The sequence below is a fragment of the Synechococcus sp. OH20 genome, assembly GCF_047502685.1.
Lineage (GTDB): Bacteria > Cyanobacteriota > Cyanobacteriia > Thermostichales > Thermostichaceae > Thermostichus.
The window spans coordinates 122,879-138,497 of record NZ_JANSIQ010000043.1 but is presented as its reverse complement, the minus strand read 5'-3'; the positions used below and the strand labels follow the sequence as shown (position 1 = coordinate 138,497).

Here is a 15,619-nt window from a genome sequence, read left to right as displayed (position 1 = left end):
TCCCTTCCCTCGGCCCTGCTATGGGCAGCCTTCCGAGATCCCCCGCCCCGCTGTTTAGAAGTGCTGGTGGAAGGTGCGGTTAATCACATCCAGTTGTTGTTCGCGGGTAAGCTTGATGAAGTTCACCGCGTAGCCAGACACCCGGATGGTGAGCTGCGGGTAGAGCTCGGGGTGCTCCATGGCCTGCAGCAGGGTTTCGCGGTTGAAGACGTTCACATTCAAATGAAAGCCCTCATCCCGCACATAGCCATCCAGCAGCCCCACCAGGTTGGCAACCCGCTCCTCGGCGGTGCGACCTAGGGCCGCCGGCACGATGGAGAAGGTGTTGGAGATGCCATCCAGCGCGTCGTCGTAGGGCAGCTTGGCCACGGAAGCCAGCGACGCCACTGCCCCCTTGGTGTCGCGGCCGTGCATGGGGTTGGCCCCCGGCGCAAAGGGCTCGCCGGCCCGCCGCCCGTCGGGGGTGTTGCCGGTTTTCTTGCCGTAGACCACGTTAGAGGTGATGGTGAGGATGGATTGGGTGGGGATGGCGTTGCGGTAGGTCTTGTGCTTGCGCAGCTCCGCCATAAAGGTCTGCACCAGTTGCACCGCAATCTGGTCAACCCGCTCGTCGTTGTTGCCGTATTTGGGGAAGTCGCCCTCCACCGCGTAATCCACCACTAGGCCCCGCTCATCCCGAATGGCCCGCACCCGCGCGTACTTGATGGCCGAGAGGGAATCCGCCACCACCGACAGGCCAGCCAGGCCAAAGGCCATCGTGCGCAGGATATCCCGGTCGTGCAGGGCCATCTCCAGGCGCTCGTAGCAGTACTTGTCGTGCATGTAGTGGATGATGTTCATGGTGTTGACGTAGGTCTTGGCCAGCCAGGCCATCATCTGCACCAGGCGCGGCCACACCTCGTCGTACTCCAACACCTCAGAGGTGATGGGGGCATAGGCCGGGGCCACCTGCTCGCCGGAGATCTCGTCCCGGCCGCCATTGATGGCATAGAGCAGGCACTTGGCCAGGTTTACCCGCGCCCCAAAAAACTGCATCTGCTTGCCAATGCGCATGGCCGATACGCAGCAGGCGATGCCGTAGTCATCCCCCCAGTAGGGGCGCATCAGGTCGTCGTTTTCGTACTGGATGGAGCTGGTTTCGATGGAGACCTTGGCGCAGTAGCGCTTGAAGGCTTCCGGCAGCCGCTCCGACCAGAGCACCGTCAGGTTGGGCTCCGGCGCCGGCCCAAGGTTGTAGAGGGTGTGCAGCATGCGGAAGCTGGTCTTGGTAACTAGAGGCCGCCCATCTAGACCCATGCCGCCAATGCACTCAGTTACCCAGGTGGGATCGCCGCTGAAGAGCTCGTTGTACTCCGGCGTGCGCAAAAACCTGACCATGCGCAGCTTCATGACAAAGTGGTCGATGAGCTCCTGGGCCTCTTCTTCGGTGAGGATCCCGGCCTGCAGATCCCGCTCGATGTAGATGTCTAGGAACGTGGAGACCCGCCCCAGAGACATGGCGGCGCCGTTTTGCTCTTTGACCGCTGCCAGGTAGGCTAGGTACAGCCACTGGATGGCTTCGCGGGCGTTGGCTGCCGGACGGCCCAGGTCAAAGCCGTAGCTGGCCCCCATTTCCTTGAGCTCGTGCAGGGCTTTGATCTGCTCTGAGAGCTCCTCCCGCAGGCGGATGGTCTCTTCATCCATCGTGTCCAGGTCGAGGCTGGCTTTTTGCGCCTCCTTGTCTTCAATCAGCCGATCCACCCCGTAGAGAGGTACCCGCCGGTAATCACCGATGATGCGGCCCCGCCCATAGGCGTCCGGCAAGCCGGTGATGATGCCAGAGCGGCGGCAGCGGCGCATCTCCTCCGTGTAGGCGTCGAAGACTCCGTCGTTGTGGGTCTTGCGGTATTTGGTAAAGATCTCCTTAACCTTTGGATCCAGCTCGTAGCCGTAGGCCTTGAGGGCCGTCTCTACCAGGCGGATGCCGCCAAAGGGCAGGATGGCCCGCTTCAGGGGCTTGTCTGTCTGCAGACCTACAATTTGCTCCAGCTCCCGGTCGATATAGCCCGGCGGGTGGCTGGTGATGCTGGAAGGAAGGTCGGTGTCGGCATCCAAAACCCCCCGCTCCCGCTCCAGCGCCATCAAATCCTTAACCTTGGCCCACAGCCGTTGGGTGCGCTCGGTGGCCGGCGCCAAAAAGCTTTCATCCCCGGTGTAGGGAGTGTAATTGCGCTGAATAAAATCTCGGACATCGATGCAGCGCTGCCACCGTCCCGGCAGAAAATCTCTCGCAACTGCTTGATCAGATACTTTGCGTTCTGTATTTTTTTCGGCCTTCGATTCTGTAGACAAAGCTACAGAACGCTGCGCGCTCGCTATCATAACAATCCTCCCAACTATGACGCCTGACAACTCCGCCAATAGGCTGACAATAGGGCAAGGCGGCGCCCCAGCAACTGCCAAAAGCTACAACAATCTTTGCAAAAGAGAGGGCCTGGTGACTGACTTGAGGGAGAGCTTTTAGCAACTCTGCTGTTTCTTTTTTTGGATGTTGGCCATACACCTCGCCCACTTCAATTTTAGTCCTTTGCCCTGCGAAGATGTTTTTGTGGGCGCATTTTTAAGCGTGTTTTTAATGTTGTCTTAAGGGTTTGCTGGAAAGGGTTTTGACCTTTTCCCTCGCCAAAGGGCCAGCCTATGCTGGGTTAGGGCGGCCCCGGTTACCTGTTGCCGGGAAAACACCAGAACACCTGGCGTTCGTGTTAGCCGTGCGCTTTCTATGGACCAGTCCATTCGAATTGTCCAAGGGATCCATCACCTGCACTTCTACCTTTGGGATCTGCCCCGTTGGCGGGAACACTTTTGTCGGGTTTGGGGCTTCCGACTAGAAAGCGAGGCCGGCAACACCCTGGATCTGCGGCAGGGATCCCTGCGCGTGCGCCTGTCTCAGCCGGCACGGGCGGGGGACGAGGTGGATCGCTATTTGCAGCAGCATTCGCCGGGGGTGGTGGATGTGGCTTTGGCGGTGGGGGAGCAGGAGCTACCGGCCTTGGCGGAGCTGTTGCGGGGGCGAGGCGCCCCAGTGGAATGGATCCCGGCAGCAGCGGCGCTCTGCCTCCACACCCCCTACGGGATCCGGCATTCTCTCGTCCCCGGCCCCTCCAACGTCACCCCTGCGGAAGCAGGCCTGTTCTCCCATTGGGATCACGTGGTGTTGAACGTGGAGCAGGGATCCCTGCAGGCGGCAGCCGACTGGTATGGCCAGGTGCTGGGCTGGCGGCATCTGTACCGTTACAGCATCCACACCGACACCTCTGGCCTGGAAAGCGTGGTGGTAGGGGATCCAGAAGCCGGGATCCAATGGGCCATCAACGAACCCACCTGCGCCGCTTCTCAGATTCAGGAGTTTTTGGATGCCCATGGTGGCCCGGGCATTCAGCACGCGGCGCTGCACAGCCCGGATATCGTTGCCAGCCTGCGGCGGTTGCGGCAGGGGGGAGTGGACTTTTTGCAGGTGCCGCCGCAGTACTATACCAGCCTGGAAAGGGAGTTGGGGTTGGCGCTCCGTTCCGCCCTTGGACAGGCCATCTCCTGGCAAGACCTGGTGGAGCAGCAGATCCTTCTGGATGCCACCCTGCCCGCCTCTGATGGCCAGGATCGTCCCCTTCTGCTGCAAACATTTACCCAACCTCTATTTGGCCGGCCCACCTTTTTCTTTGAAGTCATTCAACGGCTAGGCCGGGCCACGGGCTTTGGAGAGGCCAATTTTCAAGCCCTGTTCGAGGCCCTGGAGCGGCAACAGCGGCAGCGACAACAGCTATGACCAGCCAAGCCAATCTTGACCTCTCCAGACAAGATCGAGGCGGCCCCTACTGCTCGGCCCCCACCCCCCCTTGGCATAGCCGTACAATCGAGAAATCCCTGAAGACAGGCAACCCTCTTTCCTGCCCATGACAGCTTCTGCTGCGGCAACTGCCGATTCCGACTTGCAGACCTTGGCCGATTGGCTAGAAGGTTACTACAGCAACCGCGCCCAAGCCATGGCAGAACCGGTGTGGTTTGTGCCGGTCAGCCTCTGGTACGTGCGCCTACCCCGCTTGTTTTCAGAGGGGATCGGCTTTTTTACCGAGCAATTTAACGAGCACACGCCGGGCCGGTTTTACCGCAGCCGAGTGCTGCAGGTGTTGGCGGATCCCTTGCGGATCGAGAACTACAAGTTGCGGGATCAAGCGGCTTGGGCAGGCGCCTCTCAGGATCCGCAGCGCTTGGCGCAGCTTTCTCTGGCAGACCTGGAGCATTTGCCCGGCTGCCGCATTTTGGTGGAAAAACGTCCCAACTGCTTTCATGGCCAGATGCTGCCGGGCGGCGGCTGCCGTCTCAACCCCGGTGACAGCACCCACATCCACATCGAGTTTGACCTCACAGCCCAGGAATTCATCACCTGGGATCGCGGCTTTGACGCCACCACCGGTCAGCAAACCTGGGGATCCCGCGCCGGCCCCTACCGCTACCAGAAAGGGATCCCTCCTCGCCCTTGGGGAGAGGGGGACAGGGGGTGAAGGCCAGATCAAAGGCTATGGGAACAAAAAAGGAAACAGGTCGCGCAACCCCTTGCGCAGCCTGAGCAAAAAGATCAGCCGCTCCACCTCTGGAGAAACAGATCCGGTTTCGGGCCGGGCCCCCAGCGCTGCTTGGAGTTGCAGAGCTTCGCCGGCGGTGAGGGGCTGATTATCGACCGGAGAGCGAGCCTGCAAATCTGGCTGAGCCCGCAGCACCTCCTCAGGGAGCTCAAAAGCCGGGGGCAAAGCCAAAGCTGGATAGGGGGGATACAGCAGGAACACCAGCAGACCGGCCCATCCACTGCTCCTTCTGACCCAATGCTTTCGGTTCACTGGATGCCAATCTCCCGGTTCACTCCGCTTGATTCGGAATCTTGCCCAGGTCTTCTTTTTGCAGCGAGCCAAAATCCCCCTTAGCTGGCCATGGCTTCCGAGCGCTCTTGGATCACCCGGTCGACAATTCCATAAGCCTGGGCTTCCGTGGCCGAGAGGTAAAAGTCTCGCTCCACATCCCGCTCGATTTTCTCCAGCGGTTGGCCGGTGGTTTGCGCCAAGATCTCATTCATGCGCCGTTTGACCCGCAGAGTTTCGCGGGCGCGAATTTCGATATCGCTGGCCTGGCCTTGGATCGTGCCCAGAGAAGGCTGGTGCAGCATGATGCGGGAGTGGGGCAGGGCAAAGCGTTTTCCCTTGGTGCCGGCAGCCAGCAAAAAGGCCGCCATCGAGGCTGCCTGGCCCACGCAAACGGTTACGATGTCCGGCTTGATGTGGTTCATGGTGTCGTAGATGGCCATGCCCGCCGTCACAGAGCCGCCCGGAGAGTTGATGTACATCACAATGTCTTTTTGCGGATCCTGGGAGTTGAGGTAGAGCATCACCCCCACGATAGTATTGGCCAAATTGTCATCGATGGGCTCGCCAATAAACAAGATCCGCTCTTGGTAGAGGCGGTCGTCGAGGCTGATCCACTGGCTGTAGGGCTCACCGGGCAGACGGTAGGGAACGCGAGGCACTCCAATCGGCATAAGTTTCTCCTGGCAAAGTATGCAGCACGGAACACTACACAGAACGACGCGCTTGCAAGATTTCTTCCACGCTCAAATCTAGCTGGGGCAAAACCGAGGCAACAATGCGTTCAGGGCCGGTTTTAACCTCGTCTTCGTATTCCCCACCAACCCAGCGCAACACGGAAACCGACTGCTTAGCGGGATCCACAATCCAGTATTCCGGGATCCCACCGGCAGCACAGTCTTTGCGCTTGTCTTGATAATCGCGTTTTTCATAAGGCCAGTTCGTGAGGCGTAGGTACCCCTCCGCCGTTAAAGGCTGTGCAGGGACTTGAACCATCGACGGAGCCCTCTGTTTTAATTTTTGGCTGTTGCCAACTTCGGCAAGACTTTGGAGCTGGTCAACACCTGGTCGATGAGGCCGTAGGCTTTGGCCTCTTCCGGAGTCATGAAAAACAGCCGCTCCGTGTCCTTCTTGATGCGCTCCAGAGGCTGGCCCGTGCTGCGAGATAATTCCTCCAGCATCATGTTGCGCAGGGTCAAGATCTCGCGGGTGCGAATTTCAATATCGCTGGCCTGTCCGCGAGTGCCACCGTAGGGCTGATGCAGCACGATCGTGGCATTGGGCAAGCTGGCCCGGAACCCTTTGGCGCCCGCCGCCAACAACATGGCTGCCATACCGATGGCATTGCCGATGCAGATGGTATGCACCGGCGGCTTGATGTAGTTCATCGTATCCAAAATGGCAAACGCTGCCGTGTCGTAGCTGTAGGTGCCCGTCGAGTTGATGTACATCTTGATCGGCTTTTCCCGATCCTCGTACTGCAAATACAGCAGTTGTTCCACAATCAGCTTGGTGACGTTGGCATTCGACTCCTCTGCTAGGGGCAGGCCCAGGTAGACAATGCGCTCCTGCAACAGCAGCGAGGCCAAATCGGGAGGCGGAGTCCGAACCGGAGCGCCGCCATAGTAGTAGTAGGTCGATTGCACCATGCCAAAGTTCTCCTACGGCCAATCCCTTGACTCTAAAGACAACTGCCTAGAACAGCAACACAGACGAAGGATAAGAGCAAGGGATCCGAGAACAGCAGCGGATCCCTTGTCTTCCTAGCAACCAGAACCTGAAGGGGAGACACAGATGCCCCGCTGCAGCTTTACTCCGCTCCCTGCGGCAAGAGAACCCGCTCCGGCTGCGTGACCAGCACCTTGGGCTTGCGCTCCTCGTCCACATCGATGAGGACTTCCGAGCCCTCTTTGACGTGGCCAGTCAAGATCTCTTCCGCCAAGATGTCTTCCAACAGGCGCTGAATAGCACGGCGCAGCGGACGCGCCCCATAGCTGGGGTTGTAGCCCTCCTCCACCACCAAGTCTTTGAAGCGATCGCTGACCGTGAGGCGGATTTTCTTCTCCGTCATGCGGTCGAACACTTCCTTGAGCAGGATGTCGGCAATCTGCTTCACCTCGTCCTTGGTCAGTTGCCGGAAGACAATGATCTCGTCCACCCGATTGAGGAACTCAGGCCGGAAGTACTGCTTCAGCTCTTCGTTTACCAGGTTGCGGATGCGGTTGTAGTTTGCATCTTCGTCGTTGGTGTTGAACTCGAAGCCGAGGCTGCCGCCGCCCTTCTCGATGACCTTCGAGCCGATGTTAGAGGTCATCACGATCAGGGTGTTCTTGAAGTCCACCGTGCGGCCCTTGGCGTCGGTCAGGCGGCCATCTTCCAGAATCTGCAGCAGCAGGTTGAACACATCCGGGTGGGCCTTCTCGATCTCGTCGAAGAGCACCACCGTGTAGGGACGGCGCCGCACCGCTTCCGTGAGCTGGCCCCCCTCGTTGTAGCCGACATATCCGGGCGGGGATCCGATCAGCTTGCTGACCGTGTGCCGCTCCATGTACTCCGACATGTCGAGGCGGATCATGGCCGACTCGGAGCCGAAGAAGTAGGCCGCCAGGGCCTTGGTCAGCTCGGTTTTGCCCACCCCCGTCGGGCCGGAGAAGATGAAGCTGGCGATGGGGCGGTTGGGGTTTTTCAGCCCCACGCGAGCGCGACGAATGGCACGGGAAATGGCCCGCACCGCCTCATCTTGGCCGATGATGCGCTGGTGCAGGGTTTCCTCCATGTGCAGCAGCTTCTCCGACTCGCTCTCGGTCAGCTTGGCCACCGGCACCCCTGTCCAGGCGCTCACCACCTGGGCGATGTCCTCTTCGGTGACCTCCGGCATCTCCTCGCGGCTGCTTTCCTCAGCCTTCTTGGCAGCAGCAATGGCGCGGATCTGCTGCTTGATCTCCATCTCCCGATCCCGCAGCTCACCGGCCCTGTCGAAGTCTTGGGCCCGCACCGCGGCATCCTTCTCCTTGAGCACCCGCCGCAGCTCCTGATCCAGCTCCCGCGCCGCCGGCGGCAGTTGCGAGTTGATCAGGCGCACCCGTGAAGCCGCCTCGTCGATGAGGTCGATGGCCTTGTCCGGCAGGAAGCGGTCGGAGATGTACTGGTCGGCCAGCTTGGCCGCCGCATCCAAAGCCGCATCGGAGATCTTCAGCTTGTGGTGTTGCTCGTAGCGCTCCCGCAAACCAAACAGGATCTCGATCGTCTCTGAAACGCTCGGCTCGCCCACCATAATCGGCTGGAAGCGACGCTCCAGAGCGGCATCTCGCTCGATGTGCTTGCGGTACTCATCCAGCGTGGTGGCGCCGATGCACTGCAGTTCGCCGCGGGCCAGGGCGGGCTTGAGAATGTTGGCAGCATCGATGGCCCCTTCGGCAGCCCCGGCCCCGATGAGGGTATGCACCTCGTCGATGACTAGGATGATGTTGCCGGCGTTGCGGATCTCATCCATGATTTTCTTGAGGCGCTCCTCAAACTCGCCGCGGTACTTGGTGCCGGCCACCAACAGGCCGATATCCAAGCTGATCACTCGCTTGTCGGCCAAGATATCGGGCACATCCCCCTGCACAATGCGCTGGGCCAGACCTTCGGCAATGGCGGTCTTGCCGACGCCCGGCTCGCCGATGAGGACGGGGTTGTTCTTGGTGCGGCGGCCCAAGATCTGGATCACCCGCTCGATTTCCCGCGTCCGACCCACCACCGGATCCAGCTTGCCCTCTTGGGCCAATTGGGTGAGGTTGGAGCCGAATTCGTCCAGGGTTGGCGTTTTGGTGCGGCTGGAAGACCCACCCCCTGCCGTCACTTCGGCGGTCTCGCCCAACATGCGGATCACCTGGGTGCGCACCTTGGACAGATCCACCCCCAGGTTTTCCAGAACGCGGGCGGCTACCCCTTCCCCTTCGCGGATCAGGCCCAGGAGCAGGTGCTCAGTGCCGATGTAGTTGTGGCCGAGCTGGCGAGCTTCCTCTAAGGAGAGCTCCAGCACTCGCTTGGCGCGGGGAGTGAAAGGGATCTCGACAGCCACAAAGCCGGATCCCCGGCCAATAATTTTCTCGACTTCAATGCGGGCGTCCTTCAAGTTCACTCCCATGGACTTGAGAACTTTGGCGGCGACCCCAGTGCCCTCGCCGATTAACCCCAACAAGATTTGCTCGGTGCCAACGAAATTGTGACCTAACCGTCTGGCCTCCTCCTGGGCCAGCATGATCACCTTGATGGCTTTTTCTGTAAAGCGTTCAAACATGATCCTCGGGCTCCCTACGCCTGCATCAAGGCGGACTTGATAGGCCTAATCCTAACACAGGATTCAGGCCAACTAAGGTAGGGTAAATACCCCAGACGAAAAATCATCTGGGATCGTGACGCGCCTGGAGAGATTTGAACTCCCGACACCGTGGTCCGTAGCCACGTGCTCTAGTCCACTGAGCTACAGGCGCAAGCTATCTACCTACAGGAAAAGCAAAACAGCCACGGTTGAAGACCTGTCTCTCCTCTTCAGAGATGGACGCCTATCAGTGTGGCTTAGGTATTCTAGCACAAGAGCGTTTTTGGGAAAGTCCAAGGGGGGTGTAGATATCCGCCAAGGTTCAACAATGCCCTGGCCAGGAGCGCAGAACTTCTCCCCCCACCTCGAGGCCGGCTTGGGAGCTGCTGGCCGTGAGCACCTGGATCCAGACTTGGCCGTTGCGCCGCCACAGGCGGGCTTGTAGATGGCCGGCCAAGGTGTCGCGGCAGTTGCGCCGCATCTCTTGCGGGCCAGGGGTGAAGACGGTTTGCCCAGGCTGCCGTGTATGACCTTCTACTTGGATGCACCAGTGGGATCCCTCACCGCGCACCTGCCAGGATCCCCAGGGATCTACCTGCCAGCTTAGCCGCGCTTGGCCGGGCCGCCATTCCAAAAAAGGCTGGGATCCCCACCCATGCAAGCTGATTAAGGCGACTTCTTCGGGGCGGGTGAGCACCTGTCGCTCGGCTCCGGCGCAGGTGAGGCTGAGGCCGGGATGGTCGGGAAAGGCGTTGCACTGGATCCAAAACCAGCGACGAGGGAAGCTCTGCCCCCAGTTTTTTTCGGCGTAGGCGGGGGCCTGCTCGAATGCGTAGCGCCTGCCCCGCCACTCCACCCAGCCGCTGGCCAGGCCGTGGCTCATCAGGATCTGCCAGCCCGGCTCAAAGATGGGCAGATAAGACCAGGCTCCCATGGTGGCCCGCGGCGGGATCCCATAGGCGCAGCAGGGTTGGATGCGATAGAGCCAGCGAACCGGCTCGGCCCGGGTGGGATCTGGCAGGATCCCTTGGTTGAGGTGGGCGCTGTATTGGTAGCCGCTGGCGGTGCGCTGGAAAAAGGTGAGGGGCTCCTGCAGCCCTCGCCAGCTCTCGCCTGGCCCGCCGGAGTGCCCCAAGGCCAGATGCCGCCAACTGGCCCAGAAGCGCTGCGGGTTGGGGAAGGTGCGCCACTGCAGCTCCTCGTCCGGCCCCAACACCTGCGCCATGCCTCCTCGCCTGGGATCGATGGCGTACATGAAGGCAAAGCTGAGGGGCGGATCCCCGGGCAAGGTGACACGGCTGTACCAACCTTCAAAAAACGGCTCGGCACAACCGTCCCAGTGATAGCCGGCATGGGGCAGGGATCCCCCATCCGTTGAGCCGTTTTGCTTAAAGCCCTCTGCCACCGGAGAGCAACTCCTTCGAGAATCGCCAAAAGATAGGGAAAAATCTATAGATACCAAAAGAATAATTGTATTGTTTCTATGCCTGTCTGCTTTTAGGATATCAACCAAGCTGAGATTTAAGGATTTCTTTACGAGGGGAATCCGTCGGTCTAGCGGCTTGAACTGGAAAGGTTTTTCTTGGCGCTCACATATTCTGTCAAAGATGAGGTGATCATGACATCACGTCGCAGCTTTTTGTTGTCCGCGGGTGCAGCCACAGTGGGTGGGCTTGTGAGTGGCAGCCTAGCACGGGCCAGTACGGGCTACTGGGTTGCTCAAGCCAGCGGCCCGGAAACCCCCAACCTCAGGCTGGGTTTTATTCCGATTGTGGAATCTGCCCCTCTGATCATCGCCAAGGAGAAGGGCTTTTTCGCCAAGCACGGCATGACCGGCGTAGAGGTGTTGAAGCAGGCCAGTTGGCCGGCAGCCCGCGACAACGTGGTGATCGGCTCGGCGGGTGGGGGCATTGACGGCGGCCAGTGGCAGATGCCGATGCCCCATATGATCCACATCGGCGCCATCACCAACAACCAGCCGGTGCGCATGGCGGTTCTGTGCCAGTTGATCACCCAAGGCAACGGGATTGCCATTGCCGGAATGCATGCGGGCAAGGGCTTGGGGCTGGATGTTTCCGGAGCCGCAGACTACATCAAAAATTTCAGCGCCAGCAACGGACGCAAATTCAAGGCCGCCCATACCTTCCCCAACGTCAATCAAGATTTTTGGATCCGCTACTGGCTGGCTGCTGGGGGGATAGATCCGGATCAAGACATCGACCTGTTGGCGGTGCCCTCTGCCGAGACGGTGCAGGGGATGCGCAATGGCACCATGGATGCTTTTAGCACCGGGGATCCCTGGCCCTACCGGATTGTGGCCGATAAAATCGGCTTCATGGCGGCCCTCACCCAGCAGATTTGGCCTTTTCACCCTGAAGAATACTTGGCCATTCGCGCCGACTGGGTGGAGAAAAACCCCAAGGCCACGCAGGCCACTTTGATGGCGGTCATGGAAGCGCAGCAATGGTGCGACGATCCGGCCAACCGTGAAGAGCTGGTGCGCATCCTTTCGGGGCGTGCTTATCTAAATGTGCCGGTCGAGGTTCTCACGCCTCCTTTTCAGGGCAAGTACGAATTGGGAGACGGCAAGCCGGCTGTTCAAGATTTCAGCGCCGGGCCCCTGTACTGGGAAGATGGGCGGGGCAGCGTCTCCTATCCCTACAAGAGCCATGACCTGTGGTTCTTGACGGAATCGCTGCGTTGGGGCTTCCACGCTCGCTTCCTCAAGGATCTGGATACTGCCCGCCGTCTGGTGGATGAGGTCAACCGCGAAGATCTCTGGCGCGAGGCCGCCCAGGCTTTGGGGGTGAAGAACATTCCCAGCAACACTTCGCGAGGAACGGAGCGTTTCTTCGATGGGGTGGTGTTTGACCCTCAAGATCCCCAGGCCTACTTGAACAGCCTGAAAATCAAGAGGGCCTAGTATTGACTCCAGCCACCACAGACGTGTTTCTCGCAAGACAGGGATCCTCCCTATTTACAGGATCCCATCGAGTGAGAAAAAGCTGAGCCGAGCTTTCTGCTCACATCGAGTTGATAGAAACTGTCAGCCTTGCGCTTTTTGAAAAGCTTTGAATTCTATGTTGAGGATCGGCTATGTTAGCTCTACTTCACGTTCCGCGGGAATACTCCAGGGATCCCTGCTTCGAGAGACCGGCTCAGCCCCAATGGGACAAGCTTATCCTCTCGATAGCGATGGGGGCGCTGATTTTACTGATTGTTGTGAGAGTTTTGTCGAGCTTGCAGTCCTTGTGTTTGCCCGTCCAAGGAAAAGGCAAGTCTGATCCAAGCTCGTGCTCTGTTGCCAGCACTCTGTAGAACCCCTCGGTCGAGATGTTCTGGGGGCGCAGCAACGGAGAACTGTGTAAAACCCTATCCTCTCTAGGAGCCATGACGACGACACTTTCTTCTCCGGCAAAGTCTTCGACGGCCAAGTTTGACTTTGCCAAGTATCGGGATCAGATCCTCCCTCCCGTGGTTGGCATTGCGGGATTTTTGTTGATCTGGCAACTTTTGTCCAGCGCCAACCTGATCCGGCTGCCGGGGCCATGGGATATTTGGATGGATGAGCGCAGCCGTTATCTAATCCTGCATCCTCTGTATCGCAACAGCGACCTCGACCAAGGGCTGCTGTGGCAAACTTTGGCCAGCCTGCAAAGGGTTGCCATCGGCTACTGCAGCGCTGCCTTGGTGGGCATTGCCCTGGGGATCTTGGTGGGCAGCAGCGTGTGGATCAACCGCGCTTTGGATCCCCTCTTCCAATTTTTGCGCATGGTGGCTCCCTTGGCCTGGGTGCCCATCTCCTTGGCGGCTTTGCAGCGCAATGAGCCGGCTGCCCTGTTTGTTATTTTCATCACCTCGATCTGGCCCATTTTGATCAACACGGCGGTGGGGGTGAGGCAGATCCCGGAAGACTACATCAACGTTTCTAGAGTGCTGAGGCTTTCCAAGATAGACTTCTTTTTTAAGGTGCTGTTGCCCTCTGCTTTGCCCTACATGTTCACAGGTTTGCGGGTTGGCATCGGCCTCTCCTGGCTGGCGATTATTGCTGCAGAAATTGTCATGTCTGGCGTGCCAGGGATCGGCTTTTTTATCTGGGATGCCTACCAGCAGAATTATGTAACTGAGATCATCGTTGCTGTCATCTACATTGGGGCGGTGGGCTTGCTTTTGGATCGGCTGGTGGCTGCCCTGCAAAACAAAATAGCCAATCGCTAGCCCCGTTTGCAGATCTTTTCACTGCATGTCCATCCAATTGAGTTGGGATCCCTCTTCCATTGTCTTTGAGTGTTTGCTCCAATCCGCTCTTCAAAAAGAGTAGAATTGAGGTCTGGGATCCGAGTTGCCGAGCAAATTGAGAGTATCTACAGGTGGGGAGGTCTTCTGTGTCTGTACTGGTCAGTGTAGAGCAAGTGGAAAAAGCGTTTGGTCTGCCTGGGGGCCAAGAATATCTTGCTCTCCAAGGGATCGATCTCCAAATTCACCGCGGGGAGTTTGTCTCCTTAATCGGCCACTCCGGCTGCGGCAAGTCCACCCTGTTGAACATGGTGGCGGGGTTGTCTTTACCTACCGGAGGGATCGTGGCTTTGGATGGACACACCATCACCGTTCCCGGCCCCGATCGCATGGTGGTGTTTCAGAATTACTCCCTTTTGCCTTGGCTAACGGTTCGGCAAAACATTGCCCTGGCCGTAGACGCTGTGCTGAAAAACTACTCCTCAGCAGAGCGTCAGCAGATTGTCGAAGAACATATCGATCTGGTTGGTTTGCGGCAGGCGGCGGATAAGTTCCCAGCGCAACTCTCAGGGGGCATGAAGCAGCGGGTAGCCATCGCTCGCGCTTTGGCGGTAAGGCCCAAGGTGTTGTTGTTGGACGAGCCCTTTGGCGCTTTGGATGCCCTTACACGGGGGAATTTGCAGGAGCAGTTGATGCGCATCTGCGAAGAACATCACGTGACTACCCTTATGGTTACCCACGATGTGGATGAAGCCGTCCTGCTCTCGGATCGGGTGGTGATGCTGACCAACGGGCCGGGATCCCGAATTGGCAATATTTTAACCATCGATATTCCCCGCCCCCGCCGCCGGTTGGAGGTGGTCAATCACCCCAGCTACTACAGCTATCGCAGCGAGATCATCTACTTTTTGAACCAGCAAAAACGGATCAAGCAGTGGCGGGCCCGCCGCAGCACCGTGGTGGCCAGGCACGGTTTGGAAAAGATCAACTTGGAGATTGGCTTTGTGCCCCTGACCGCCTGCGCCCCGCTGGCGGTGGCCAAAGAAAAGGGGTTTTTTGCCAAACACGGCCTGGAAGAAGTCAATCTGGTGCGGGAGACCAGTTGGCGAGGGATCCAAGACGGCATCCAGGGAGGTTACTTGGATGCGGCCCAAATGCCCGCCGGCATGCCGGTGTGGATGTCTCTAGGCGGCGGGGACAATCCGCCTCAGCCGGTGGTGACTGCCCTTACCTTGACCCGCAACGGCAATGCCATTACCCTGCACAGGCGCTTCTACGAGCAAGGGATCCACACGCTGAGCCAGTTGAGGGCTTACATCTTAGATAGCCCCAGCCGTCGGCTGACCTTTGGGGTGGTGCATCCCAGCTCCATGCACAACTTGCTGCTGCGCTATTGGCTGGCAGCCGGTGGGATCCATCCGGATCACGATGTCGTGCTGAAAACCCTGCCCCCGGCCCAGATGGTGGCCAACCTAACAGCCGGCAACATCGACGGCTACTGTGTAGGAGAGCCTTGGAACTTGCGGGCCGCCCTGGAGGGCAGCGGCTTTACGGTGGCTACAGATTTGGAGATTTGGCTGGGCCACCCCGGCAAAGTGTTGGGGGTGCGCGAAGAGTGGGCCAGGGCCTATCCCAACACCCACATTGCCCTGGTGAAAGCGTTGCTGGAAGCCTGTCGCTACTGTGAAGATCCGGCCCACCACGACGAGATTCGCGAGCTGCTCAGCCGCCGCGCCTACCTGAGCACTGATCCTTCCTACATTCACCTGGGGGATCCCCAGCGCCTGCTCTGTGACCTAGACATGCCAATGCGGGAATATGCCCACCACCGCTTCTTTCTGGGTGCCGGCAACCGTCCCAGTCGCACCGAGCATCTGTGGATGATGACGCAAATGGCCCGCTGGGGGGATCTGCCCTTCCCGCGCAACTGGGTAGAGATCGTGGAGCGGGTGTGTCAGGTGGGAGTCTTCAGTACGGCGGCCCGCGAGCTGGGGCTGGATGTGTCTTACCAACGGCAGCCCATTCAATTGTTCGACGGGATCCCTTTTAATGGTGAGGATCCCTTGGCTTACCTCAACAGTCTGGCAATTAAGCACGACATCTACGTGGCCGAGGTTGCTTTGGATCGTCGTCCCGTGTTGCTCTAGAGATCTCCTTGGCAAAAGCACGTTCCCAGTTGTGAGAAAAC

Annotated in this window: 12 protein-coding genes and 1 tRNA gene; 5 read left to right on the top strand and 8 right to left on the bottom strand. The window is 59.0% G+C overall.

Translation table 11 applies throughout. From position 1 onward, the window contains the following. Positions 1–54: 54 nt before the first annotated feature. Entirely contained in the window at positions 55–2,361 is a 2,307-nt protein-coding gene (gene pflB, locus NW826_RS10250; RefSeq protein WP_414510069.1) for a formate C-acetyltransferase, read from the bottom strand. 397 nt (positions 2,362–2,758) lie between these two features. Between pflB and NW826_RS10245 the strand changes: the two genes are divergently transcribed. After that, positions 2,759–3,802, top strand: a complete 1,044-nt coding sequence (locus tag NW826_RS10245; protein ID WP_414510068.1) for a VOC family protein — start codon at positions 2,759–2,761, stop codon at positions 3,800–3,802. 127 nt (positions 3,803–3,929) lie between these two features. Then, complete coding sequence (locus tag NW826_RS10240) at positions 3,930–4,538, top strand: chromophore lyase CpcT/CpeT (protein ID WP_414510067.1); 609 nt, start codon at positions 3,930–3,932, stop codon at positions 4,536–4,538. A 15-nt stretch (positions 4,539–4,553) separates the two neighbouring features. Here NW826_RS10240 and NW826_RS10235 read toward each other — a convergent pair whose 3' ends face one another. The 7 genes from NW826_RS10235 to NW826_RS10205 form a co-directional block, all read right to left on the bottom strand. Further along, entirely contained in the window at positions 4,554–4,871 is a 318-nt protein-coding gene (locus NW826_RS10235; RefSeq protein WP_414336931.1) for a hypothetical protein, read from the bottom strand. Between the two features lie 80 nt (positions 4,872–4,951). Beyond that, entirely contained in the window at positions 4,952–5,563 is a 612-nt protein-coding gene (locus tag NW826_RS10230; protein WP_414334591.1) for an ATP-dependent Clp protease proteolytic subunit, read from the bottom strand. A 34-nt stretch (positions 5,564–5,597) separates the two neighbouring features. Next, a complete protein-coding gene (locus tag NW826_RS10225) occupies positions 5,598–5,885 on the bottom strand; it encodes a Uma2 family endonuclease (protein WP_414510066.1) in 288 nt (95 codons plus the stop codon). A 17-nt stretch (positions 5,886–5,902) separates the two neighbouring features. Continuing rightward, positions 5,903–6,538, bottom strand: a complete 636-nt coding sequence (locus NW826_RS10220; RefSeq protein WP_414334595.1) for an ATP-dependent Clp protease proteolytic subunit — start codon at positions 6,536–6,538, stop codon at positions 5,903–5,905. Positions 6,539–6,699: 161 nt separating this feature from the next. Continuing rightward, a complete protein-coding gene (locus tag NW826_RS10215) occupies positions 6,700–9,174 on the bottom strand; it encodes an ATP-dependent Clp protease ATP-binding subunit (RefSeq protein ID WP_414334597.1) in 2,475 nt (824 codons plus the stop codon). 119 nt (positions 9,175–9,293) lie between these two features. After that, positions 9,294–9,367, bottom strand: a tRNA-Arg gene (locus tag NW826_RS10210). A 150-nt stretch (positions 9,368–9,517) separates the two neighbouring features. Further along, on the bottom strand, positions 9,518–10,600 hold the full coding sequence (locus NW826_RS10205) for a tocopherol cyclase family protein (protein ID WP_414510065.1): 1,083 nt from the start codon (positions 10,598–10,600) through the stop codon (positions 9,518–9,520). 213 nt (positions 10,601–10,813) lie between these two features. On the opposite strand from NW826_RS10205, the gene NW826_RS10200 reads away from it, so the two are divergent. The 3 genes from NW826_RS10200 (at position 10,814) to NW826_RS10190 (ending at position 15,578) form a co-directional block, all read left to right on the top strand. Beyond that, positions 10,814–12,118, top strand: a complete 1,305-nt coding sequence (locus tag NW826_RS10200; protein ID WP_414334600.1) for a CmpA/NrtA family ABC transporter substrate-binding protein — start codon at positions 10,814–10,816, stop codon at positions 12,116–12,118. Between the two features lie 467 nt (positions 12,119–12,585). Continuing rightward, complete coding sequence (gene ntrB, locus NW826_RS10195) at positions 12,586–13,413, top strand: nitrate ABC transporter permease (protein ID WP_414336936.1); 828 nt, start codon at positions 12,586–12,588, stop codon at positions 13,411–13,413. A 167-nt stretch (positions 13,414–13,580) separates the two neighbouring features. Next, on the top strand, positions 13,581–15,578 hold the full coding sequence (locus NW826_RS10190) for a nitrate ABC transporter ATP-binding protein (RefSeq protein WP_414510064.1): 1,998 nt from the start codon (positions 13,581–13,583) through the stop codon (positions 15,576–15,578). Positions 15,579–15,619 lie beyond the last annotated feature (41 nt).